This is a genomic window from Saccharothrix ecbatanensis (assembly GCF_014205015.1).
Classification (GTDB): domain Bacteria; phylum Actinomycetota; class Actinomycetes; order Mycobacteriales; family Pseudonocardiaceae; genus Actinosynnema; species Actinosynnema ecbatanense.
Map to the genome: position 1 here is coordinate 1,259,864 of NZ_JACHMO010000001.1, position 22,957 is coordinate 1,282,820.

Annotated in this window: 23 protein-coding genes; 6 read left to right on the plus strand and 17 right to left on the minus strand. The window is 70.3% G+C overall.

Annotated features, from left to right (window positions below):
* Positions 1–98 precede the first annotated feature (98 nt).
* From F4560_RS45990 to F4560_RS45995, 11 genes are read right to left on the minus strand one after another with little or no spacing between them, the layout of a single operon-like run.
* The gene (locus F4560_RS45990) at positions 99–791 is read right to left on the minus strand and encodes a sirohydrochlorin chelatase (RefSeq protein ID WP_312868544.1); all 693 of its coding nucleotides are present in this window, start codon (positions 789–791) and stop codon (positions 99–101) included.
* A complete protein-coding gene (locus F4560_RS05725; RefSeq protein WP_184917202.1) occupies positions 792–1,673 on the minus strand; it encodes an ABC transporter permease in 882 nt (293 codons plus the stop codon).
* A complete protein-coding gene (locus tag F4560_RS05730; RefSeq protein ID WP_184917205.1) occupies positions 1,660–2,421 on the minus strand; it encodes an ABC transporter ATP-binding protein in 762 nt (253 codons plus the stop codon). The genes F4560_RS05725 and F4560_RS05730 overlap by 14 nt, the downstream gene beginning before the upstream one ends.
* Positions 2,418–3,434: an ABC transporter substrate-binding protein gene (locus tag F4560_RS05735; RefSeq protein ID WP_312868547.1), complete on the minus strand. Its 1,017-nt coding sequence runs from the start codon at positions 3,432–3,434 to the stop codon at positions 2,418–2,420. Before F4560_RS05735 ends, F4560_RS05730 begins: the two co-directional genes overlap by 4 nt.
* A gap of 5 nt (positions 3,435–3,439) precedes the next feature.
* On the minus strand, positions 3,440–4,738 hold the full coding sequence (locus F4560_RS05740) for a sulfate adenylyltransferase subunit 1 (protein ID WP_184917208.1): 1,299 nt from the start codon (positions 4,736–4,738) through the stop codon (positions 3,440–3,442).
* Positions 4,739–5,647, minus strand: coding sequence for a sulfate adenylyltransferase subunit CysD (gene cysD / locus F4560_RS05745; protein ID WP_184917211.1), 909 nt, complete (start codon positions 5,645–5,647; stop codon positions 4,739–4,741). It abuts the gene before it with no gap.
* Positions 5,644–6,345 carry a phosphoadenylyl-sulfate reductase gene (locus F4560_RS05750; protein WP_184917215.1) on the minus strand — a complete coding sequence of 234 codons (702 nt, stop codon included), beginning with the start codon at positions 6,343–6,345 and terminating at the stop codon, positions 5,644–5,646. The genes cysD and F4560_RS05750 overlap by 4 nt, the downstream gene beginning before the upstream one ends.
* A 38-nt stretch (positions 6,346–6,383) precedes the next feature.
* Positions 6,384–8,048 carry a nitrite/sulfite reductase gene (locus F4560_RS05755; RefSeq protein ID WP_184917218.1) on the minus strand — a complete coding sequence of 555 codons (1,665 nt, stop codon included), beginning with the start codon at positions 8,046–8,048 and terminating at the stop codon, positions 6,384–6,386.
* A 43-nt stretch (positions 8,049–8,091) separates the two neighbouring features.
* The gene (locus F4560_RS05760; RefSeq protein ID WP_184917221.1) at positions 8,092–9,150 is read right to left on the minus strand and encodes a 2-oxoacid:ferredoxin oxidoreductase subunit beta; all 1,059 of its coding nucleotides are present in this window, start codon (positions 9,148–9,150) and stop codon (positions 8,092–8,094) included.
* Entirely contained in the window at positions 9,147–10,997 is a 1,851-nt protein-coding gene (locus F4560_RS05765) for a 2-oxoacid:acceptor oxidoreductase subunit alpha (protein ID WP_184917224.1), read from the minus strand. Before F4560_RS05765 ends, F4560_RS05760 begins: the two co-directional genes overlap by 4 nt.
* Before the next feature lie 59 nt (positions 10,998–11,056).
* Positions 11,057–12,601 carry a vanadium-dependent haloperoxidase gene (locus tag F4560_RS45995; protein WP_184917228.1) on the minus strand — a complete coding sequence of 515 codons (1,545 nt, stop codon included), beginning with the start codon at positions 12,599–12,601 and terminating at the stop codon, positions 11,057–11,059.
* A 236-nt stretch (positions 12,602–12,837) separates the two neighbouring features.
* Here F4560_RS45995 and F4560_RS05775 point away from each other — a divergent pair, with 236 nt between their 5' ends.
* The 3 genes from F4560_RS05775 (at position 12,838) to F4560_RS05785 (ending at position 15,183) form a co-directional block, all read left to right on the plus strand.
* Positions 12,838–13,371 (plus strand): HPP family protein, encoded by a 534-nt coding sequence (locus F4560_RS05775; protein WP_184917231.1) that lies wholly within the window; start codon positions 12,838–12,840, stop codon positions 13,369–13,371.
* Between the two features lie 43 nt (positions 13,372–13,414).
* A complete protein-coding gene (locus F4560_RS05780) occupies positions 13,415–14,245 on the plus strand; it encodes a sulfurtransferase (protein ID WP_184917234.1) in 831 nt (276 codons plus the stop codon).
* Between the two features lie 128 nt (positions 14,246–14,373).
* Positions 14,374–15,183 (plus strand): AfsR/SARP family transcriptional regulator, encoded by an 810-nt coding sequence (locus F4560_RS05785; protein WP_184917237.1) that lies wholly within the window; start codon positions 14,374–14,376, stop codon positions 15,181–15,183.
* Here F4560_RS05785 and F4560_RS05790 read toward each other — a convergent pair.
* Positions 15,094–15,609, minus strand: coding sequence for a DoxX family protein (locus F4560_RS05790; protein ID WP_184917240.1), 516 nt, complete (start codon positions 15,607–15,609; stop codon positions 15,094–15,096). The two genes, F4560_RS05785 and F4560_RS05790, sit on opposite strands and share 90 nt — an antisense overlap.
* Positions 15,610–15,829: 220 nt before the next feature.
* On the opposite strand from F4560_RS05790, the gene F4560_RS05795 reads away from it, so the two are divergent.
* The 3 genes from F4560_RS05795 (at position 15,830) to F4560_RS05805 (ending at position 18,572) form a co-directional block, all read left to right on the plus strand.
* Positions 15,830–16,390: a hypothetical protein gene (locus F4560_RS05795; protein ID WP_184917243.1), complete on the plus strand. Its 561-nt coding sequence runs from the start codon at positions 15,830–15,832 to the stop codon at positions 16,388–16,390.
* Between the two features lie 111 nt (positions 16,391–16,501).
* The gene (locus tag F4560_RS05800; RefSeq protein ID WP_184917246.1) at positions 16,502–17,674 is read left to right on the plus strand and encodes a WD40 repeat domain-containing protein; all 1,173 of its coding nucleotides are present in this window, start codon (positions 16,502–16,504) and stop codon (positions 17,672–17,674) included.
* Positions 17,675–17,846: 172 nt separating this feature from the next.
* A complete protein-coding gene (locus F4560_RS05805; RefSeq protein ID WP_184917249.1) occupies positions 17,847–18,572 on the plus strand; it encodes a hypothetical protein in 726 nt (241 codons plus the stop codon).
* 63 nt (positions 18,573–18,635) lie between these two features.
* Here F4560_RS05805 and F4560_RS05810 read toward each other — a convergent pair whose 3' ends face one another.
* The 5 genes from F4560_RS05810 to ribA are packed head-to-tail and all read right to left on the minus strand — an operon-like array spanning position 18,636 to position 22,947.
* Positions 18,636–20,225 carry a gamma-glutamyltransferase family protein gene (locus F4560_RS05810; protein WP_184917252.1) on the minus strand — a complete coding sequence of 530 codons (1,590 nt, stop codon included), beginning with the start codon at positions 20,223–20,225 and terminating at the stop codon, positions 18,636–18,638.
* Positions 20,218–20,997: a class I SAM-dependent methyltransferase gene (locus F4560_RS05815; protein ID WP_184917255.1), complete on the minus strand. Its 780-nt coding sequence runs from the start codon at positions 20,995–20,997 to the stop codon at positions 20,218–20,220. Before F4560_RS05815 ends, F4560_RS05810 begins: the two co-directional genes overlap by 8 nt.
* Entirely contained in the window at positions 20,994–21,848 is an 855-nt protein-coding gene (locus F4560_RS05820; protein WP_184917258.1) for a beta-keto acid cleavage family enzyme, read from the minus strand. The genes F4560_RS05815 and F4560_RS05820 overlap by 4 nt, the downstream gene beginning before the upstream one ends.
* Positions 21,845–22,339: a putative quinol monooxygenase gene (locus F4560_RS05825; RefSeq protein ID WP_184917260.1), complete on the minus strand. Its 495-nt coding sequence runs from the start codon at positions 22,337–22,339 to the stop codon at positions 21,845–21,847. The genes F4560_RS05820 and F4560_RS05825 overlap by 4 nt, the downstream gene beginning before the upstream one ends.
* Positions 22,336–22,947 carry a GTP cyclohydrolase II gene (gene ribA, locus F4560_RS05830; protein WP_221483355.1) on the minus strand — a complete coding sequence of 204 codons (612 nt, stop codon included), beginning with the start codon at positions 22,945–22,947 and terminating at the stop codon, positions 22,336–22,338. The genes F4560_RS05825 and ribA overlap by 4 nt, the downstream gene beginning before the upstream one ends.
* Positions 22,948–22,957 lie beyond the last annotated feature (10 nt).

The following is a 22,957-nucleotide window of genomic DNA, read 5'->3' on the forward strand; positions in this document are numbered from 1 at the left end:
GACGAAGGATCCGCGCTGTCGTCCTGACGATGTGCGACCATCGGAAAAATCGATGCGGCGTGGTTCGGCGCGACGGGCGGGTGCGGGAATCCGAATTCTCACACGTGCGCCGACAGGTGCAGTCCGTGTACGGCGGCGACCACGGACGGGTGCGCGCCGAGCGGCGCGGCCACCACGACGTCGGGGTGGACCCGCCGTGCCGCGTTCACGATCCGGTCCGGCAGCCGTCCGGGGGCGAGGAACCAGGACGCCACGGCGATGCGGCGCGCGCCGAGGTCCTTCAGCTCGGCGATCGCGTCGGTGACGTCCGGCGCGCAGGTGGCGAACGCGGGCCGGACACCGGCCCAGCCGTGCTCGCGTGCCCACCGGTCGGCGAGGTCCGCGACCGCCGCGTTGGCCGCCGCGTGCGACGAACCCGCGCCGGCGAGCACCACGCCCAGCCGGTCGTCACCCGGCCGCACACCGACCTCGGCGAGCCGTGCGAGCGCCGCGTCGGCGACCCGCGGGTCCGTCCCGATCACGTCGGTGACCCGAACCGACAGCCACGGCGCGCGCGTGGTCGCCGCGTCGACCATCTCCGGGATGTCGACCAGCGCGTGGTACGCGCTGCCGAGCAGCAAAGGGACTACCACCGCCTCGTCGTGCGGGCTCACGTCCGCGAGGACATCGGCGAGCAGCGGTTCGGACAGGTCGAGGAAGGCGTGCCGGGCGCCGGGCAGGGCGGCGACCAGTTGCCGGACAGCCGCCGCGGAACGCGGGTCACGGCTGCCGTGCGCGACGGCGATGAGCACCTACAGCGCTCCGCCGAGGCCGCGTGCCCGGAGCACCGACCGCTCCAGCGGGCGGAACAGCACCAGCTCGATGCCGACACCCACGAAGAAGATCAGCACGATGGCGGCCATGACCAGCGACATGTCCGACAACGACATGCCGTTGTGCAGCACCTGACCGAGGCCGACGCCCAACTGCGGCGACGTGGCGATCAGCTCGGCGGCCATCAGCGACCGCCACGAGAACGCCCAGCCCTGCTTGAGCCCGGACAGGAAACCGGGCAGCGCGGCGGGCAGCAGCACGTGCCGGATCGCGGCCAGCCTCGACGCGCCGAGCACCACCCCGACCCGGTGGAAGATGGGCGGGATCTGGTCCACGCCCGACACCAGGCCGTTCGCGATGGACGGGACCGCTCCCAGCAGCACCACGAAGTAGATGGCGTAGTCCGTCAGGCCGAACCACAGCACGCCCGCGGGCACCCACGCCACCGACGGCAGGCTCTGCAACCCCGAGATCAACGGGCCGATGGCGCGTCGCACCGGTGAGACGTTGGCGATCAGCAGGCCGAGCGGCACCGCCACCACCACAGCCACGGCGAACCCGATCACCGCGCGGTGCACGGACACCCACAGGAAGCCGACGATGTCGCCGCTGCGGATCTGCTGCGCGATCTGGTCCAACACCGTGGCGGGCGCGGGCAGCTGGTACTCCGGCCAGATCGCCGATGCCCACAGCGCCTGCCACAGGCAGCCGATGACGACCAGCGCGACCACCGGCGGCAGCACGCGGCCCACGAACCGCGCCCGCCCGTTCGGCGGCGCGGAAGTCGGCGACGTCAGCGCGTCCAGCCCGGCCTCGACCGCCGCGTCGTCCTCCCGCTCGACGGAGCTACGCGAAGACATGGCTGCTGATCACCTCCCGGAGCCTGGTGTTGATCTCGTCGACGAGGTCGTCCTGGCCGGAAACGGACCACTCCTGCATGACCCGGCCAGGCCGGGACGACAGCAGCACCACGCGCTGGCCCAGCCGCACGGCCTCGCGCACGTCGTGCGTGACGAACACGACCGCGGTGCCCGTCTCGCGCCACACCCGCAGCAACTCCGCCTGGAGCACGTCACGCGTGATGGCGTCGAGCGCGGAGAACGGCTCGTCCATGAGCAGCAGGGCGTTGTCGTCACCGGTGCACGCCAGCGCGCGGGCCAGCGCGACCCGTTGCCGCATCCCGCCGGACAGCTCGTGCGGCCGCTTGCCGCCCGTCCCGGCCAACCGGACCAGGCCCAGCAACTGCTCGGTGCGTTCCCGGCGGGCCCGCCGGTCCATCCCGGCCAGCCGCAACGGCAGCTCGACGTTCTGCGCCGCCGTCAGCCACGGCAACAACGCCGCCTCCTGGAACATGACGGCGGGCCGCCCGGTGGTCAGCTCCACCCGGCCAGAGGTGGGTGCCTCCAGGGTGCCGATCAGGTTGAGCAGGGTCGACTTGCCGCAGCCGGACGCGCCGAGCAGGCAGACGAACTCGCCCGGACGCACGGTGAGGTCGACGCGGTCGACGGCCGTGACGGCGGACTCGCCGTGGCCGAACGTCTTGCTGACCGCCGTCAGCCGGACCGCGTAATCCGTCGCGGTGGACAGCGGTTCGAGGGTGCTGGTCATTGGTTCCCCTGTGCGGTGGTGGGCAGGCCGAGTTCGGACAGCACCGCGGTCAACGGGCCTGGCTCGACGAACCCGGCCAGGTCGATCGGTGCCTTGAGGACACCCGTGGCGTGGGCGTCACGAGCCAACTGGTCGAACGCCGCCGCGTTGGGATCGGTGGTGAGCCGGATGTTGGCGAAGGCGCGCTCGGTCGTGGCCTCGGGCAATGCACGGCCCGTCGCCTTTCGCAGGTGGGTGTTCAGGTCCTGCTTGGCCCGCGCCGGGTCCCGGGTGGCGGACTGCTCCGCCCGCACCAGCCCGCGCAGCACCGCCCGCACGGTCTCCGGGTGAGCTTCGAGGAACGGCGTCCGCACCACGACCACGGTGGACGGGAACTCGCCCCCCGGCCACAGGCTCTGCTCGTCCACGAGGACGTGCGCGCCCGCTTCCAGCACCAGCCGCGACGACCACGGCTCGGGCAGCCAGGCGCCGTCCAACTGCCCCTTGGCGAACCCGTCGAGCGCCCGCGCGCTCTCCACGTTGGTCACGTTCACCACGTCGGTGAGCTGCGAGGCGGCCAGCCACTTCTTCAACGCGATGTCCTGGGTGTTGCCCAGGGCGGGGCTGGCGATCGTGCGGCCGATCAGCTGCTGCGGCCGGTCGATCCCCGGCTTGACCACCAGCTGCGCGCCGCGCGACGTGGCGCCGGAGACCAGCCGGATCGCCTCGCCTTCGGACTTGGCGTAGGCGTTGATGGCCGGGCCGGGACCGAGGAACGCCATGTCCAGCGACCCGCCGAGCAACGCGTTCACCGCCGCGCCGCCGTCGTTGAAGGTGACCGGGACGAACCCGGTCTCGCCCAGTTCGGCGGTGAACAGCCCGCGCTCCACCCCCAACAGCGCCGACGCGTGGGTGATGTTGGGGAAGTAGCCGAGCCGGACCTCGACGGCCGGGCCCTGGTCGGCCATCGGGGTCCGTTCCCCGCGGTCGGCCCTGGTGCAGCCGACCAGGACCAGCAGGAGCGCGAGCAGCACTCGGATCACGGCACGCCCGCCAGCGCGACATCCCGGGTGATGGTGCTGAGGGGGTCGCCGACCAGGCCGGCGGCGAGCGTGCTGCCGTCGGCCGCGTCGATGACCAGGAAGCTGCCCATGTGACGGCTCTTGGTGTAGTCGTCCAGCGGGACGGCGGTGGTGGTGCGGACCGTCACCTGGCCGATCTCGTTGAGCGTCAACGTGCCCGGGTCTTCGACCGTGGTCAGGTTCTGCTCGTCGAACCGTGTGTGCAGGTGGGTGACGATGGCCTGCACGGTCCGTGTGCCGTGTTTGACCAGGACGCGGGCGCCGGGGGTCAGGGCCTTCTCGGACAGCCAGCACACGGTGGCGTCGAATTCGTCGGTCACTCTGGGGGGCACGGCCGCGCCGGCGATGAGGTCGCCGCGGGAGATGTCGAGGTCGTGTGCGAGGAGCAGGGTCACGGACTGGCCGGAGGCGGCTTGGTCCAGTGGGCCGTCGGCGGTGTCGATGCCGGTGACGGTGGAGCGCAGCCCGTCGGGCAGCACGGCGATCTCGTCGCCGACCCGCACGGTGCCGGCGGCGACCTGGCCGGCGTAGCCGCGGTAGTCGGGGTAGTCGGCGGTGCGGGGCCGGATCACGTACTGGACGGGGAAGCGGAACGGGGCGTCGTGCGGGTCGACGTCGACCGGCACCGTCTCCAGGTGCTCCAGCAGGGTGGGGCCGTCGTACCAGGGTGTCCGGTCGGAGCGTTCCACGACGTTGTCGCCCGCGAGCGCGGACACCGGGATCGTCACGACGGCGTCGTCGGGGTAGCCCAGGGCGGTGGCGTGGGCGGTGAATTCCTTGGCGATGCGGGAGAACGTCGCCTCGTCGTGGTCGACCAGGTCGATCTTGTTGACCGCGAGCACCAGGCGCGGCACCCCGAGCAGCGCCAGCACGGCGGCGTGGCGGCGGGTCTGCTCGATGACGCCCTTGCGCGCGTCCACGAGCAGCACGCCGAGCTGCGCGGTGGACGCGCCGGTGACGGTGTTGCGGGTGTACTGGACGTGGCCGGGGGTGTCGGCGAGCACGAACGACCGCTTGGGCGTGGCGAAGTAGCGGTAGGCCACGTCGATGGTGATGCCCTGCTCGCGCTCGGAGCGCAGGCCGTCGACGAGCAGGGACAGGTCGGGGGTGCTCAGGCCGCGGTCGGCGCTGGCGCGGTGCACCGCGTCGAGGGTGTCGGCCAGCACGGATTTGGTGTCGTACAGCAGCCTGCCGACCAGGGTGGACTTGCCGTCGTCCACACTGCCCGCGGTCGCCAGCCTCAACAGGTCGCTCATCTAGAAGTAGCCTTCCCGCTTGCGGTCTTCCATGGCGGCCTCGGAGAGGCGGTCGTCGGCGCGGGTCGCGCCACGCTCGGTGAGCCTGCTCGCGGCGACCTCGGCGATGACGGTGGCGATGTCGGCGGCGTCGGACTCGACCGCGCCGGTGCAGGATCCGTCGCCGACGGTGCGGTAGCGGACGGTCTTCTCGACCATCGTCTCGTTCTCCCGCGGCCCGCCCCACGGGCCTTCGGCGAGCCACATGCCGTCGCGCAGGTACACCTCGCGCCGGTGGGCGTAGTAGATGTCGGGCAGTTCGATGTTCTCGCGGGCGATGTAGTGCCACACGTCCAGCTCGGTCCAGTTGGACAGCGGGAACACCCGCACGTGCTCGCCGGGGCGGTGCCGGCCGTTGTAGAGGTTCCACAGCTCGGGGCGCTGCCGGCGGGGTTCCCACTGGCCGAAGGAGTTGCGCAGGCTGAAGATGCGTTCCTTGGCGCGGGCGCGTTCCTCGTCGCGTCGGCCGCCGCCGAACACGGCGTCGAACTTGTGGCCGGTGATCGCGTCCAACAGCGGCACGGTCTGCAACGGGTTGCGGGTGCCGTCGGGGCGTTCGGTCAGGCGTCCGTCGTCGATGTAGTCCTGCACCTTCGCGACCTCGAGGCGCAGGCCGTGTTGGGCGACGACCTTGTCGCGGAAGGCGATGACCTCGTCGAAGTTGTGCCCGGTGTCGACGTGCAGCAGCGGGAACGGCACCGGCGCGGGCCAGAACGCCTTGACGGCCAAGTGGAGCAGGAGGGTGGAGTCCTTGCCGCCGGAGAACAGGATCACCGGCCGGTCGAACTCGCCGGCGACCTCGCGGAAGATGTGGACGGCCTCGGACTCGAGGCGGCCCAACGCGTCCAAAGTGGTGGTGGTGGTGGTCATCCGTGCAACCCGCATTCGGTCTTGGTCTGGCCCGCCCACCGGCCGCTGCGCGGGTCGGCGCCCGGCAGTGGCTTCACGGTGCACGGCGCGCAGCCGATGGAGGGGTAACCGTCCTGCACCAGCGGGTTCTCCAGGATCCCGTGCGAGGCGATGTAGTCGTGGAACTCGTCGTCGGACCACGCCGCGATCGGGTTGATCTTCACCAGGCCGTTGCGGTCGTCCCACTGCACGATCGGCGTGCCCGCCCGGGTCGGCGCGTCCACCCGACGCACCCCGGTCACCCACGCGTCGTAGTTCTTCAGCGTGCGCTGCAACGGGATCACCTTGCGCAACCGGCAGCACTCCGACGGATTCGTCTTGTTCAGCAGACCGAATTCCTTTTCCTGGTCCATGACGGACTGTTCGGCGGCGGCGTTCACGATCCGGACCCCTGAGTAGACGAGGTCCACCGCGTCACGCGTGCCGATCGTCTCGGCGAAGTGGTAGCCGGTCTCCAGGAACAGCACGTCCACGTCCGGCTTCACCTTGGTGGCCAGGTCGATGAGGACGGCGTCCTGCATGTTCGACGCGACGATCCAGCTCTCGCCGAACGTCCGGGCGGTCCACGCGAGCGCCTCTTCGGCACTGGCATCGGCCAACGCCACGCTCGCCGTTTCGGCGATCGCCTTCAGTTCCTCGACCCTGGTCGGGGCGGTCATCGCTGCACCTCCTGAGGAAGGTTGAGACCCGCGTTCACTCACTTCAGGTCCGCTTCGGTGGCGCGGACGACCCACTGCGCGAACCTTTCGTGCTCCTGCCGGTTCGCCACGAAGTTCCGCACGACGCGCTCGACGTAGTCCGACAGCTCGACGGCGGTCACCTTGTGGCCGCGCAACTTCCGCCCGAACCCGGCGTCCAGCCCGAGCCCGCCGCCCAAGTGCACCTGGAAACCCTCGGCCTGCTGCCCGTCCGCGTCCGTGACGATCATGCCCTTGAGGCCGATGTCCGCGGTCTGGATGCGGGCGCACGAGTTGGGGCAGCCGTTGATGTGCACCGCGATCGGCTCCGTCACCCCGGCCACGATGTCCGCCAGCCGGGTCTCCAACGTGGACACCAACTCCACCGCACGGGCCTTGGTCTCCACGATCGCGAGCTTGCAGAACTCGATACCCGTGCACGCCATCACACCCCGCCGCCACGGCGACGGCTCCGTCTGCAACCCCAACTTCGCCAGATCCGCCTGCAGGTTCTTCACCTCGGCCTCCGGCACGTCCAACACCACCAGCTTCTGCTGCGGCGTCAACCGGACCCGCGCCGAACCCGCCCGCTCCACCACCTTGGCCACCTCGACCAACGTGGACCCCGACACCCGGCCCGCGATCGGCGCCGCGCCGATGTAGAACAAGCCGTCCTTCTGCCGGTGCACACCGATGTGGTCACGCGGCACCGCGGGCACCTCCGGCGCCGGACCGTCGACCAGCTTCCGGTTCAGGTACTCGTCCTCCAGGACCTGCCGGAACTTCTCCGGACCCCAGTCCGCCACCAAAAACTTGATCCGCGCCCGGTGCCGCAACCGCCGGTAGCCGTAATCACGGAAGACGCTGATCACGCCCTCCCACACATCCGGCACCTCGGCCTCCGGCACCCACGCGCCCAACCGCTTGCCGATCATCGGGTTCGTCGACAGACCACCGCCGACCCACACGTCGAACCCCGGACCGTGCTCCGGGTGATCCACACCGACGAACGCCACGTCGTGGATCTCGTGCGCCACATCCGGCAGACCCGAGATCGCCGTCTTGAACTTCCGCGGCAGGTTCGAGAACCGCGGATCCCCGATGTAGCGGCGCAGGATCTCGTCGATCGCCCCGGAACCGTCGACCACCTCGTCCTCGGCGATACCCGCCACCGGCGAACCCAACACCACCCGAGGGCTGTCGCCGCACGCCTCCATCGTGGTCAGGCCCGCGTCCTCCAGCTTGCGCCAGATCGTCGGCACGTCCTCGATCCGGATCCAGTGGTACTGGATGTTCTGCCGGTCGGTGATGTCCGCCGTGTCCCGCGCATACGTCTGCGACAACTCGCCCAACAACGCCAACTGCTGCGTCGACAACCGGCCACCGTCGATGCGGACCCGGAGCATGAAGTACTCGTCGTCCAGCTCCTCCGGCTCCAACGTCGCCGTCCGCCCGCCGTCAATCCCCGGCTTGCGCTGGGTATAGAGGCCGTACCAGCGGAAACGGCCACGCAGATCGGCCGGGTCGATCGACTCGAAACCACCGTGGGCGTAGATGTTCTCGATCCGCGAACGCACGTTGAGCGGATTGTCGTCCTTCTTGCTCCGCTCGTTCGGGTTCAGCGGCTCGCGGTAGCCCAGCGCCCACTGCCCCTCACCTCGGCGCTGCTTGTCCCGGACTGCCATGGTCGAAATCCTCCAGTGGTGCGGTTTGCTGCTGTGGCGAGTCCTATGAGGACGATGTGGTCCAGGTGTCCTTGCCGTGGAGCAAGGCGGTCAGATCGACAGGCTGCGTTTCCGTGGCGCGCTTGACTTGCGCCCGTGCTTCATCGTCGTAGGTGGTCCGTGCGGTGTTGCGGAATACGCCGGTGACGGTGTGTTGGAGGTCCTGGGTGGACAGCCGGGACAGTGCGAACGACAGGTTCAGGTCGGTCGCGTCGTGCACCACGATGTCCTCGGGCGAGACGTCGGTCGTCTTCGCCACGCCCAACCCGAAGCCCTCGCGCACGACGGCGTAGTCGCCGCCGCCGAAGGTGATGGGTTGTCCGTGGACGACGTTGATGATCCGCCGTGCGGCTTCGGCTTCGTCCTTGAGGACGTCGAACGCGCCGTCGTTGAAGATGGGGCAGTTCTGGTAGATCTCGACCAGCGCGGTGCCGCGGTGTTCGGCGGCTTGGCGCAGCACCTCGGTGAGCCCGACCCGGTCGGAGTCGACGGCGCGGCCGACGAACGTGGCTTCCGCGCCCAACGCCAGCGACACGGGGTTGAACGGGTGGTCCAGTGATCCGAGGGGGGTGGATTTGGTGACTTTGCCCTCTTCGGAGGTGGGCGAGTACTGGCCCTTGGTCAGCCCGTAGATCCGGTTGTTGAACAGCAGGATCTTGAGGTTGACGTTGCGGCGCAGGGTGTGGATGAGGTGGTTGCCGCCGATGGACAGCGCGTCGCCGTCGCCGGTGACGACCCACACCGACAGGTCCGGTCGGGCGACGGCGAGGCCGGTCGCGATGGCCGGGGCACGTCCGTGGATGGAGTGCATGCCGTAGGTGTTCATGTAGTACGGGAACCGGGAGGAGCAGCCGATCCCGGACACGAACACGATGTTCTCGCGTTTGAGGCCGAGGGTGGGCAGGAACGACTGCACGGCGTTGAGCACCACGTAGTCGCCGCAGCCGGGGCACCAGCGGACTTCCTGGTCGGACTTGTAGTCCTTGGCCTTCTGCGGTTCGTCCGCGGTGGGCACGCCGACCAGGCCGCCGAGGGCGGGCAGGCCCAGATCCGTCGCCGTCATTCCGACACTCCCTTGATCACGTCGGCGAGCACGTCCTGAAGCTCTTCGGCCTTGAACGGCAGGCCCTGCACCTTCGTGTAGCTGATCGCGTCGACCAGGTACTTCGCGCGCAGCAGCATGGCGAGTTGGCCGAGGTTCATCTCCGGCACCACGACCCGGTCATAGCGGCGCAGCACCTCGCCCAGATTGCGCGGGAACGGGTTGAGGTGCCGCAGGTGCGCGTGCGCGACCGGCATCCCGAGCTTGCGCACGCGGCGGGCGGCGGCGCCGATCGGCCCGTAGGAGGAGCCCCAGCCGACGACCAGCACGCGGGCGTCGCCGGTCGGGTCGTCCACCACCACGTCGGGCACCGTGATGCCGTCGACCTTGCGTTGGCGCAGCCGGACCATGTGGTCGTGGTTGGCGGGGTCGTAGGAGATGTTGCCGGTGCCGTCGGCCTTCTCCAGCCCGCCGATGCGGTGCTGCAACCCCGCGGTGCCCGGCACCGCCCACGGACGCGCCAGCGTCTCCGGGTCGCGCAGGTAGGGCCAGAACGTGCCGTCGGGGGCGTTGGGTTCGGTGGCGAACGTCACGGTCAGGTCGGGCAGGTCGGCGACGTCGGGGATCAGCCACGGCTCGGAGCCGTTCGCGATGGCCCCGTCCGACAGCAGCAGCACCGGCGTGCGGTAGACCAGCGCGATCCGGGCGGCCTCCATGGCGGCGTCGAAGCAGTCCGACGGTGAGCGGGGGGCGACGACCGGCACCGGGGACTCGCCGTTGCGGCCGAACATGGCCTGCAGCAGGTCGGCCTGCTCGGTCTTGGTCGGCAGACCCGTGGACGGGCCGCCGCGCTGCACGTCGATGATGATCAATGGCAGTTCGGTCATCACCGCGAGGCCGATGGTCTCGGACTTCAACGCCAACCCCGGACCGGACGTCGACGTGATCCCGAGCGCGCCGCCGTAGGAGGCGCCCAGCGCGGCGCCGATGCCGGCGATCTCGTCCTCGGCCTGCAGCGTGGTGATGCCGAACTGCTTGTGCCGCGACAACTCGTGCAGGATGTCGGAGGCCGGCGTGATGGGGTAGGTGCCCAGCACCACCGGCAGCCCGGACTGCTGACCCGCGGCGACGATCCCGTAGGCGAGGGCGGTGTTGCCGGTGATCTGCCGGTAGGTGCCCACGTTCAGCTTGGCGGGGGCGACTTCGTAGGTGACGGCGAAGGACTCGGTGGTCTCGCCGTAGTTCCAGCCCGCCCGGAACGCCAGCACGTTGGCCTCGGCGATGTCGGGCTTCTTCGCGAACTTCTCCCGCAGGAACCGCTCGGTGCCCTCGGTGGGGCGGTGGTACATCCAGGACAGCAGGCCCAGGGCGAACATGTTCTTCGCCCGTTCCGCGTCCTTCTTGCCCAGGCCGGTGTCCGCCAGGGCGCCGATGGTCAGCGTGGCCATGGCGACCTTGTGCACCTGGTAGGTCTCGGTGAGGGAGTGGTCCTCCAGCGGGTCGGCCGCGTAGCCGACCTTGGTCAGGTTCCGCTTGCTGAACTCGTCGGTGTTCACGATCAGGATCCCGCCCTTGGGCAGGTCCTCGATGTTCGCCTTCAACGCGGCCGGGTTCATCGCCACCAGCACGTCGGGCCGGTCGCCGGGAGTGAGGATGTCGTAGTCCGCGAAGTGCAGCTGGAAGCTGGACACACCCGGCAGCGTGCCCTGAGGCGCCCGGATCTCGGCCGGGAAGTTCGGCTGGGTGGCGAGGTCGTTGCCGAACGCGGCGGCCTCGGAGGTGAACCGGTCACCCGTGAGCTGCATGCCGTCACCGGAGTCCCCGGCGAACCGGATCACCACGCGATCCAGCTTGACCACGTCGTGCACGTGCTCCTCCGATCAGGGGGGTGCGGAGCGGTTCCCGGGCGGGAACCGCTCCGCGTCGGTCACGCGTGGCCGTTGATGTACAGGTTCGCGGTGTTCCAGGTGACCTGGCCGATCGAGCTGCCGAGCGCCCGGCCGTGGAGGTCGCCGTCGAGGAAGTGGATGCCGCCGTAGCGACGCGAGATGCCCACCTGCGCGGCTGCCTCGCTGAACGTCGGCCACGACAGGGTGATCGGCGAGCTGGGCAGGTTGTGCTCGAACGTCAGCTGACCCGGCTGGATGGTCGTCGACATGCCGAACTGGTCGCTGCCGGTGAACCGCCGGAACACCTCGGCCGCCGCGAAGCTGAACGTGCTGTGGCCGGACACGTACTCCGAGAACGGAGGCGTCGGGAACGTGTCCTCCTGGTACGGACGCCACTGGCTGCCGTCGATCGTGACGGTGCCCTGGTCAGGGCCGCCCCACGCGGCGATCTCCTGATCCTGGAACAGGTAGCGGACCGCGGTGATCGGCCGCACGTAGTCGTAGTGCCGCTTGACGTACCAGCACGCCACGGCGGCGTCGGCCTGGGCGTTGCCCATCGCGAAGAACAGCTTCGCGTCCTCGTCCAGCGTGTTGCCGTCCCTGCGCGACACGTCCTGCGTCAGCACCATCCAGTGGCCGGCGGGCGTCACGGTGCCCGCGCCGTCGGCCCAGTACTCCGCGATGGCCTTGTGCTCTTCGGTCAGGTTCGCGCTGATGTCGACGAGGTCCTGCGCCTGCTGCACGTACTCCGGGGAACCGTACGGGACCGGGCCGGGGGTGGTGGACCGGCGCAGCGCTTCGAGGATGCCCTTCTGCGCCGAGTCCTGCCACGCCTGCGGCAGACCCTGCACCGAGAGGAGCTTGATCTTGCCCCACTGCGCGCCGACGAAGCCGTCCGTGATGGTCGGGCCGTTCTTCGTCGGGTGGATCAGCGGCTGGTAGCCGTTCGGGTCACGCACCGTCGCCGGGTCGAAGGCGAAGATGTCCATCGGGTCGTTGCGCGGGACCCAACCGGTGTAGTCGCTGTACGGCGCTCCACCGTTGAGGTTGCCGAGCTGGTTGGCGCCGTCGTGGTGCCGGAAGTCCAGCACGGCCTGGCACGCCTTGGTGCCGATCGCCGCCGGCGACGTGACGCCGCCCGGCACGGTGGTCGGGTCGTAGCCGAGCTTCACCATCAGCTGGTCGAACGCCGGCTTGCTCGCGGGGTAGAGGTCCTTGAGCGCGAGGTAGCCCGCGTAGCTGATGGCCTTGCTCTTGTTGGCGAGCGTCCGCTCGGCCACGGGGCGGCGCAGCTGGGAGCCGTAGCGCGTGCCGGTGGCCTTGCCGTCGTACGCCGCCCAAGCGTCGTACGTGCAGGTGTGCAGGACGCCGATGGCGCGGGCCACGTGCGGCGGGCCCAGCTTGCCGACCTTGACGGCCTCCATCAGGGCTTGGTCCCACTGGATGATCACGTTGTCGCCGGCGGGCACGGCGCCGCTCTCGGCTCCGGCGACCGGCGTGAACACGCTCGCGGTGAGGGCGGCGGCCAGCGCCACCGGCGTCAGCGTCGAGCGCAGACGGCGCCGACGGTTGTCAGTGCTCACAGATGCTCCAGGTGGAAAAGAACCGGGTAAGACCTGCGGGATTACTTCAGAGGCCCCGTCACGCGAACGTCACGCGACCGTCAACCACCCAGTTCAGCGGCCCGCACATCGGAAATCTTCATGGCGGGCCCGCCAGTTGATCTTGATCCGGGACCGCGGCGCACCCAAGCTTCAGGGTGAAGGACGCGATCCGCCAACCAGGTCGTGCGGGTCGTCATTCACGAGAGGCGTACTCGATGACCAAGCCAGCCGCCGATCCCACGCCCGTCGAGACGACGGCCAGCCGGTGGCGGAGCAAGGCGCCCGCTCAACCGAAGCCCGCGGTGATCGCACGGGCCACGGTGATCACCGCGGTCATGCTCCTGCTGCTGGTGGGTATCGGCTCGGTGACCAACTCGGTGCTGTTCACCGCACCGCTGGCGGCGACCGCGATGCTGCTCGTGGCGATGCACGCGACACCGCCCGCACAGCCGCGCAACGTCGTGCTCGGCCACCTGGTGTCCGTGGTGATCGGCCTGCTCATGGTCACCGCGTTCGACCACCACCTGTGGGTGGCGGCGGTGGCCGCGGGCCTCGCGGTCGGCGGCATGCTCACGCTGCGAGCCGCGCACGCGCCCGCGGCGGCAACCGCCGCGGTGGTCGTGCTCCAGCCGGTCGCGCCGCTGACCGCCGTGCTCGTCTTCCTGATCGGCAGCGTGCTGCTGGTCGCCGTCGGGTGGGTCGTCGGCAAGTTGATCCCCGCGCTGCGCTACCCCACCTACTGGTGGTGACGGGCGTTCCCCATCGCAATGAACACCGTAGAGAGCTGAGGACATGTCGAAGCACCAACCGCTCGTCGACTCCGCATGGTTACTCGCCCACGTCGAGGATCCCTCGGTCGTGGTGGTGGAAATCGACAACGGCACCGCCAACTACGAGTCGGGCCACGTGCCCGGCGCCGTGAAGATCGACTGGGAGCGCGACCTGCTCGACCCGGTGGTGCGCGACGTGGTGCCGCGTGACCGGTTCGAGCGGCTGGTGTCCTCCCTGGGCATCGGCAACGACGACACGGTCGTGTTCTACAGCGCCCAGAGCAACTGGTGGGCGGCCGTCGCCTACTGGTACTTCCGCATGTACGGGCACACCGACGTGCGGCTGCTCGACGGCGGACGTCGGGCGTGGATCGTCGGCGGGCACCCCCTGAGCAAGCAGTCGGTCACCCGCGCGCGCACCGAGTACCAGGCGAAGGACCTCGACCTGGCCACCCGGGCCTACCGCGACGACGTGCTCGACGCCTCGTCCGCGCTGGTCGACGTCCGCTCGCCCGAGGAGTACACCGGGGAGCTGCTGGCCGCGCGCGGCATGTCGCAGGAACACCCGCAGCGCCGGGGTCACATCCCGGGCGCGGTGAACATCCCGTGGACCGCCACGGTCAACGAGGACGAGACGTTCAAATCGCCCGAAGAGATCGCCGAGGTGTACCGGGCGCACGGTGTCGCGCTGGAGGACGGCGTCACCCTGTACTGCCGCATGGGTTGGCGCTCCTCGCACTCGTGGTTCGCGCTCAGCGAGCTGATCGGCGTCGACGGCGTGCGCAACTACGACGGCAGCTGGAACGAGTACGGGATGCTCACCGGCGTGCCCATCGAGCGCACGTCCGCCTGATTCCCCGCACCGAGCCTGAACTGATCGCCGCCGGTGGGCAGGCGTTCGGGGATTCTCCGCGAGTCCCCGAACGCCTGCCCGTCGCTGTCCGTACTTCTCGCGTCGCCGGGTCTGAGGAGCGCTTGACCATGTCCGAAACCGTGTGGTCGCACTACCTGGTGGCCGCCGGGTCGCCGCAGGCCCGCGGTCGCACCAGCGTGCGGCTCCTCGGCGGCTTCGAGTTCCGCCACGACGGCCACCGCGTCCAACTCGGCGCGAGCGCGGAACGGTTGGTCGCGTTGCTGGCGCTGCGCGGCGCTCCGGTCGGTCGTGCCAGGGTGGCGGCCGTGCTGTGGCCCGACGCGTCGGCGACCCGTGCGGCGGCCAACCTGCGGTCCGTGCTGTGGCGGATGCCGCCGGGCACCGACGCCAGGGTGGTGTCCACGCGGGAGCAGCTCAGCCTGGCCGATGACGTCACGGTGGACCTGCACGCGGCCGACGACCTCGCGTTGCGGGTGCTCGACGGTGACGTGGCGCCGGTCGACGCGGACAACCTCGGCGTCGCCGTGCGGCAGTTGCTGTTCCACGACCTGCTGCCGGAGCACACCGAGGACGCGTGGCTGCTGGAGGAGCGCGAGCGGTTTCGGCAACTGCGGCTGCACGCGTTGGAGACGTTGTGCCGCATGCTGTCCGCCAGAGGGTTGGGCGGCCTCGCCATCGAGGTCGGCCTCGCGGCGTTGCACGCCGACCCGTACCGGGAGAGCGCTCATCGCGCGCTCATCGACGTGCACCTCGCCGAAGGCAACCGCCGCGAGGCCGCCCGCCAGTTCGAGGAGTGCAGGCGGCTGCTGCACGACGAACTGGGGATCTCACCGTCGGACGTGCTGACCCAGCTGATCCACCAGACCTGCCTCTCGATGGACGACCGCCTTTTCCGGAGCCTTGCGGAATACTCGTAGGGCGACGTTCAGCAAGGCGCACACCAGTATCGCGTTTTTCACCACATACTGGCCGTTCAGCGTCGGGACACCCCAGGTGGCCCAGATTTCGCCGGGCAGGATGAACACGGTCAGGAAAATCCCGGCCATGTGCCCCAAGGCCACGATCACGGTGATTCGCGGCAACTTTCCGCTGATCAGTCCGATCCCGATCAGAATTTCCGCCACGGCCAGCAGCGGCATCGACACCGATGGCTTGACCAGCCCCATCGTGATCACCGACATCGCGTGACCGGCCAGGTCGTCCACCGGGCTCAGGCCGGGGATGACCTTCAGCCCGCCGAACCACACGTACAGCACCCCGATCACCACCCGCTGCACCGCGACCTGGTCGCGCTGGTAGCGATCAATGATTTCGATGGTGATTCTCCGCAGGTTCTTCCGCATTCCGCCCCCATTCCGTCAGCGAGCGGGTCCGACGTTAGCGAACGGGCTGTCGCCAACCCGTTACCCATTCGTCACGGAAGATTTCCGGGTGGCGTCGCCGGAGGAAGAAGAATCTTTCCCGCGGTGGGTATTTCGCGCGCTTCTCCCCGAGCTGCACGGACTTTGCGGTCGACGGGTCGTCCGGACGAGTGATCTTTCGGTCCCGGCGTTCTTCGTGCTGATGGCCTCGCCCGAGGCCGCCGCGTCGCACTGGGTGCAGCGGGAGATCCGCTACTGGCAGGAGAACCGGGACCAGGCGACGTTGCTGATCGTGGTCACCTCGGGCGAGGTGTCGTGGTCGGGTGACGACTTCGACTGGGACCGCACGACCGCGTTGCCCCATCAGCTCGGCGGGTGGTTCCGGGAAGAGCCGCTCTGGATCGTGCTCGACAAGGACCGGTCCGACGACACCCGGCTCTCCCTGCGCGACGCGGAGTTCCGTTCGGCGGCGTGTCGGCTCGCCGCGCCCGTTCACGGTATGGCGCCCGATGAGTTGGACGGCGAGGACGTGCGTCAGTTCCGGGTGGCGACCCGGTTGCGGCGGGCCGCGGTGGCGGCGTTGAGCATGCTGCTGGTGGCGGCCACCGTGCTGGGCTTGGTGGCGGTGCGGCAGCGTGCCGTCGCCATCGAAGAACGTGACCGCGCGGAGCGGCAACTGCGGATCGCGTCGGCGCGGGCGCTCGCGGCGGAGTCGGACGGACTGGCGTCGCGGGACCCCGTGCTCGCCGCCCGCTGGCCGTGACCGCCTACCGGGTGGACCGCTCGCCTCAGGTGCTCTCGTCACTGATGCGTGCCATCGACCGCCACCGCCACGAGGTCAGGTTCCTCGAACTAGCTGAGCCAGGAGCGGCCGTTGGGGCAACTGCCGTCCACGAGCGGCTACGTCGATGTCAACCACGACGGGTCGCTCGCTGTGGTGTCGGACGCCGTCGGCAACGTCCTGCTGCTCCGCCCGCACGAGGACCGCCGCTTCGACGTGCTGCCCGGCACGAGCGGTCGCGTCGACCCGAACGGCGACGCCGAGGAGCAGCGGCTGATGCCGAGCCCGGACGGACGGTGGCTGCTCGTCCACCGGACTCGCTCCGTGGCGCTGTGGCGGCTCGACGACCGGCGGCTCGTCGCCGAGTACCTGACCGACAACGACCACGGCCTGCGCAGGACACCGGTGGCGTTCACCGCCGACAGCACCAGGTTCGCCGTGGCGAGTCAGGGACGGGTGGTGGCGCGCGAGGTCGAGACGCTGCGGGAGGTCGCCGCGGAGCCCGGGAACGCGGATCCCGTCCAGGAGGCAGCGGCGTTCGCCCGAGTGCTGGGGGAGGAGCGGGTTGTCGTGCGCACCATCGGCTTCGAACGCATCGAGGTCTTGGTCGTCGGTCCGGACGGCGAGCGCTCGTTGTTCGAGACGACCTACGCCGCCGCTTCGGGGCCGAGGGGCCACGTGACGGTTCTCGCGGACAGTGTCGGCCCCCAGCGCGTCCACGTCTGGGACCTCCGCGACGGCGTCGCCGGCGAGTCGGTCGGGTTCGACTACGGGAGCGAACCGGAGGTCGTCGCCGCGAGCCCGGACGCCGACCGGGTGGTGATCAGCGGTGACGGGCCGGAAGCGGACGTGGTCGACCTCGACACCGGAGCACGGACCCGGCTCGCGGGTGGCAGCGGACCCGCCGCGCCGCTGCTGACCGAGTACGGGTTCCTCGGCGACTCCGGCCTGCTGGTGCAGCACACCATTTCGCACCGCGACGGCAACGACCTCCGCAACCGGCTGCTGTTGTGGCACGTCGACACGGGCGCGCTGCTCGGCGAGTGGCCCGAGCCGACCCGCCTGCGCATACCGGGACAACAGCCCCACCACGTGGCGATCGCGGCCGACCACACCGCGTTGACCGTCAGAGCGGATGGCTCGATCGCCGCCTGGCACGTGCACCCGGACGCGTGGGCCCGGAGCCTTTGCGACGCCTTCGGTGATCTCGACGGTGACCAGCGGCAGCGCTACCAAGCGGAAAGCGACCGCGGACCGGTGTGCTGATCGCCGCTCGCGCTGGACGGCCGCCGGAGCGCCATCGCGACGAGCGCCGCTGCACGCCCCGCTGCACGCCCCGCCGCACGCCCCGGCGTCGCCTGTCCGCCGCTGCCGGGGATCTTCGGGTCCCGGTGCTGTGCGGGGGGCGCGGTTGCGTACAGTCCGCGCCGGATCTGTCGTGACCGTGGGGGTTGTCGTGCGTGGTGTGGTGACGGTGGCGTGTGCCGTCGTGCTGGTGGCGGGGTGTTCGGCGCAGGCGGATCCTCCTGCGGCGCCGACCGAGGACCCGGCGGCGGTCGCGATGCGAGCGGTGGAGAAGTTGGTGTTGCCGGACCAGGTGACGTCGTCGGCGGGTCTGACGCCGGTGGGTGGGCCTGAGGTCGGGGTGCAGCCGTTGGTGTCGTGCCCGGATCCGGCGGCGGTGCCGGAGTTGGCGGCGGCGACGCCGGCGATCGCGGGCCGGACCCAGCGGTGGCAGTGGACCGCTCCGGACGGCACGACGGTCCCCTACAGCCTCTACAGCGCGGTCTACGACGGGATCCCCGCTCGGGAAGCGATCAAACAGGCGCGAGCGGTCACCAAGTGCTACCCGAACCAGCAGGACCCGGTTCCGTGGCTGGATCGGCAGGTCTACCGCACTGACGGTCTTCCCTCGACCAAACCCTTCGTCGACGACCGTTTCGCCTACTGCGTGCGTCGAGGCGCGATCGACTACACCGAGACGGTCGACGAGCACTTGGCGTCCCGCGTCGAGGTCGTCTGGGACTGCGCCGCGTTCATGGCCGAAGGGCAGAAGCTGGTGCGGTTGAACAGCGTCCAACACAACCGGAAGGCCAGCCCGCTGAACGCCCCGACCGTGGACACGGTGGGGCAGGCCATGGTCGACGCGCTCGTGGCTCCCTGATCCCGACTCCGGCGTGGTGAGGTGTTCCGGCGGTCCTTCGACTGCCGGACCTCGCCACCGGGCTCAGAACCCGGAAGTGAGGCCTTCCTGCCTGCCGTCGTCGAGTCCGTAGACTGACCGCGCGTGCCGTCCCAGCACCCGCTGTGCCCCACCAACGCTGGCCCGCACCCGCAGCGTGTGTCCCGCCGCGCCGAGCCACTCCTGCACGTCCGCGGGCATCGAGGAGTCGACCTGTAGGTGCGGCGGCACGCCTGCCTCGGTCTTGTCCGCTCCGGGCAGGTACGTCCACCGTGGACGGTTCAGCGCCGCCAGCGGGCCCGCTCCGTCCACCAGCATCGCGGCGAGCAGCTGCGTGTTCCACTGGCACTGGCCGTCACCGCCGGGTGTGCCGCCGAGCCAGCGCACCTCCTCGGCGTCGGCCGCGCTCCACGCGAAGATGGTGTTGACCGGACGCCTGCCGGGCGCGACGCCGTTCGGCTCGGTGGGGGAGAGGGTCGCGCTGCGGCCCAGCCGGTTGCACAGCAGCAGCCCCAGCTCGCCGACGCCGACACCGGAACCGAAGCCCAGCCCGAGGCTCTGCGTCCAGCTCACGCTGTTGCCCACCTCGTCCACGATCGCGAAGTGCGTGGTGTCGCCGTCGTTGTAGTGCCCGGCGTAACGGGTGGCGCTGCGCTTGTCCGGGTCGACCTCGCCCGCCAGCTCCGCGAGCACCGCCTCCGCCAACGGATCGGCGGGCGGCGTGCACGCCGGATCGCCCAGGTGCTCGATCCGCCACGCGTAGGTCTGGTGGAAGATCTCCGACAGCAGGTGCACGCCCGCCGCCGAATCGGCGCTGTCCCCACCCCTCAGCCGTTCGTAGAGCGAGAGGTTCTGCAGCAGCAGCACACCCTGCGTCGGCGCCGGGTTCGTGGCGACCCGCGCGCCTGCCACCGACACGGTCGCGGCGGGCACGATCTCCCCGACCCGGACGCGGCAGTCACCGGGTGCGAAGAACCCGTCCAACCGGTCGCTGAGCTTCGTCACGCTCGCGTCGAGCTCGGCTTCCAGCCCATCGACCGAACTCGCCATCAGCCGGTACAGCGCGGCCAGTCCGGGGTTCGGCAGCAGGCCGCCCACGGCCGACTTCGCCGCGTGCGGCCCGTACAGCCCGGCGAACTCCGGCTGGCTGAGCACCGCCAGGTTGTCCTGGATCCAACGCGCGGTCTGCGTGGTGACGGGAGTGCCCTGCTCGGCCAGCGCGATGGCCGGTGCGAGCAGCCGGGACCACGGCATCGTTCCGTGCGCCTCGTGCAGGGCGCACCAGGCGCCCAGCAGACCCGGTGTGGTGGCCGACTCGATTCCCCGGCCGGGCACGGTCCGGTGGCCACGCGCGGTGAAGTTCGCCGCCGTGGCGTGCGTGGGCGCCCGGCCCAGCCCGGTCAACGACCAGGCCTGGGCCGAACCCTCGACGTGGAACACCGCCGCCGCGTCACCGGCGGGCCCCGACGCCATCGGCATCGCCACCGTCAGCACCGCCGACGCCGTGATGGCGGCGTCGAACGCCGTGCCGCCGTCACGGAGCACGTCCAGCGCCGCCAGCGTCGCGGCCGAGCTGCCGGTGGACACCATCGCCCGCGCCCCCCACTGCTGGCGGTCGCGCAACACGTCACGCATGCTCTTCCTTGCGCAGCCGCAGGAACACGCTGGCGTGCACCAGCTCCACCTCACCTTCGCCGAGCACCGAGCACAGCGCGTCGACGGCGTCCTGCACGGGCACCTGCGCCGCCGTCCACGGCCCGCCACTGGCCACCCACCAGCGGGCGCGGACCTCCGCCGGGACGGACACCGTTCGTTCCAGCAGGAAGGCGTCCTGCACCGCGAACCCCGCCGCGCCCGCCAGTTCCTCCGCCCCCGCCACCGTCAGCCTGCGCGCCTCGAACGGATCCGGCTCGGACAAGCCGGTCAGCCGGGACAGCGCCGCCTGGGACTGCTCGGCGAACCGGTCCGTCGCCGCCGTGCGGCCCGCTGTCGCCACACAGGCCAGCCCGCCGTCGACCAGCAGCGCGTTCATCGTCGTGAACACCTCGGCGAAGCGCGGGTGCATCCAGTGCAGCGCGGCGTTGGAGAACACCGCGTCGTAGCGCCGATCCGTTGTCACGTCCGGAAAAGCGCCCTGGGTGAAGCGAACCCGATCCGGCCAGTCCTTTCGCGCCGCCACCGCGAGCATGTCGTCCGACACGTCGACGGCGTCGATGCGGGCCGAGGGTAACCGGTGCACCAGCGCCTCGGTGAGAGCTCCGGTCCCGCAGCCGATCTCGTAGACGGTCCTGGGCTCGGTGGGCCGGGGGTGCAGCCCGGCCACCAGCTCCGCGTTGCGGAACTGGACGCGTCGGGCCAGCACGTCGTAGTCGGCGGCGCTGTTCCAGCGGTGGCCGGTGACCGTCACGTGCGCACCACCTGCGGCAGGCCGATGATCTCGCGGACCTGCCGCGGGGTGGCGGGCTCGCGGCCCATCTCCCGCGCGATGCGCACGATGCGCTCCACCAGCCGGGGGTTCGTGGTCGGCTCCTTGGCCTTCCAGTCCAGGTAGGGGTTGTCCTCGAGGCCGACCCGGACGTGCCCGCCGAGGCTGAGCGCCAGCGTGTTCGCGGCCAGCTGGAACCGGCCGATGCCCGCGAACGCCCACGTGGACGGCTGGGGCAGCGCGCCCAGCACGGCGGCGGCGTTGGCCGCGCTCACGTCGGCGGTGCCGATCGAGCCGAACAGGATGTTGAGGTAGTACGGCGGCTTGAGGATGCCGCGCGAGATCAGGTAGTTGGCGTAGTTCACCATGCCGATGTCGAAGATCTCCAACTCCGGCACGATGCCGCGTTCGTGCATCGCCCGCGCCAGACCCTCGATCGTCTCCGGCGAGTTCACCGACGGCCCGGACACGAAGTTCATCGAACCCAGCGTCAGCGACGCCATCTCCGGGCGGGCCAGGTTGTCCACCGTCAGCGCCGCGGCGCGCTTGTCCAGGTCGGACCAGTTGCGGCCGCTCGTGGTGACCACGAGCACGATGTCCGGCGTCAGCGTCACCACCGCGTCCACGATGTCGGTGAACCGCTGCGGGCTCCAGGTGGGCTCCTCGTCGTCCTCCCTGGCGTGCAGGTGGACCATGCCCGCACCCGCCTCGTAGCAGCGGCGGACGTCCTTGGCGATCTCGTCGGGGGTGATGGGCACGTCCGGCACCTTCGCCCGGCGCGGCACCATCCCGGTGGGACACAGGTTGATGATGACCTGGTCGGGAAGACTCATACCCCTCGCCTCTCCTCGGTCGCGGAAAGCCGCCACACACCGGTCCACTGCCCGGGTGCGGGCGTCTGCCCCGCGGGTCGGCAGCGCAGCGTCGCGCCACCGTCGATGTCGATCAGTCCGTGGTCGTCGGCGGTGGGTTCGCCCGCACCGAGGACCACGGCGGGCCCGGGGGACAGGTCGCGCTCCACCGCCGGTTCCCAGCGATAGCGGCGCACGTCCGGATCCTTGCGCCACAACGGTTTCGCGGACACCCAGAAGCCGGTCAGCGCGGCGGGCGGATCTGCCCAGACCGCCTCCCTGTCCGCGAAGTCCCGCCACAGCCAGTACACGCACAGCTCGGTCTCGTCGTCCGAACGCACCAGCACCTGGTACCTGAGCAGGCCGGGCACGCTCAACGCCTGGCCCAGGACGACGTTGAGGCGCAGCAGTTCCGCGCCCTCGCCAGGACGCGCGAACTGCCGGCCCAACACCGCGACGGCGGCGCCGCTCATCCGACGAGCCCGCTGCCCGACGAGTCCAAGTGTCCCATGAGGATGTCCTTGACCCTCAGGTACTCGGAGTTGTGCGGGCTGACGAAACCACCGTGCGGCACCCGTTCCACGGTCAGTCCCGCGTCGACCAGCGCCTCGATCTTGCTCGGGTTGTTCGTCGCAAGGCGGAGGCCGGACACACCCAGCTGGCGCAACGCGTCGGCGGCGGCGCGGTAGTCGCGGGCGTCGGCGGGCAGCCCGAGGTGGATGTTCGCCGCCACCGTGTCCATGCCCTGTTCCTGCAACGCATAGGCCTTGATCTTGTTGACCAGGCCGATGCCCCGGCCCTCGTGCCGGGGCAGGTACAGCAGGATTCCGTGCGGTTCCTGCGCCATCAGCCGCACCGCGGTGACCAGCTGTGGTCCGCAGTCGCACCGAAGCGAGGCCAGGATGTCGCCCGTGAAGCACGCGCTGTGCAGGCGCACCAACGGTCGATGGAGCGCGTCCGGTCCTCCGTGCACGAGGGCGATGACGTCCTCACGTCCGTCGGCGTCGCCGAAGACGTGCAAGGTGAAGTCGCCGTAGGACGTCGGTAACTCGCAGCTGGCGAGCAACGCCGTTGTCAGCACTTGTCGTTCT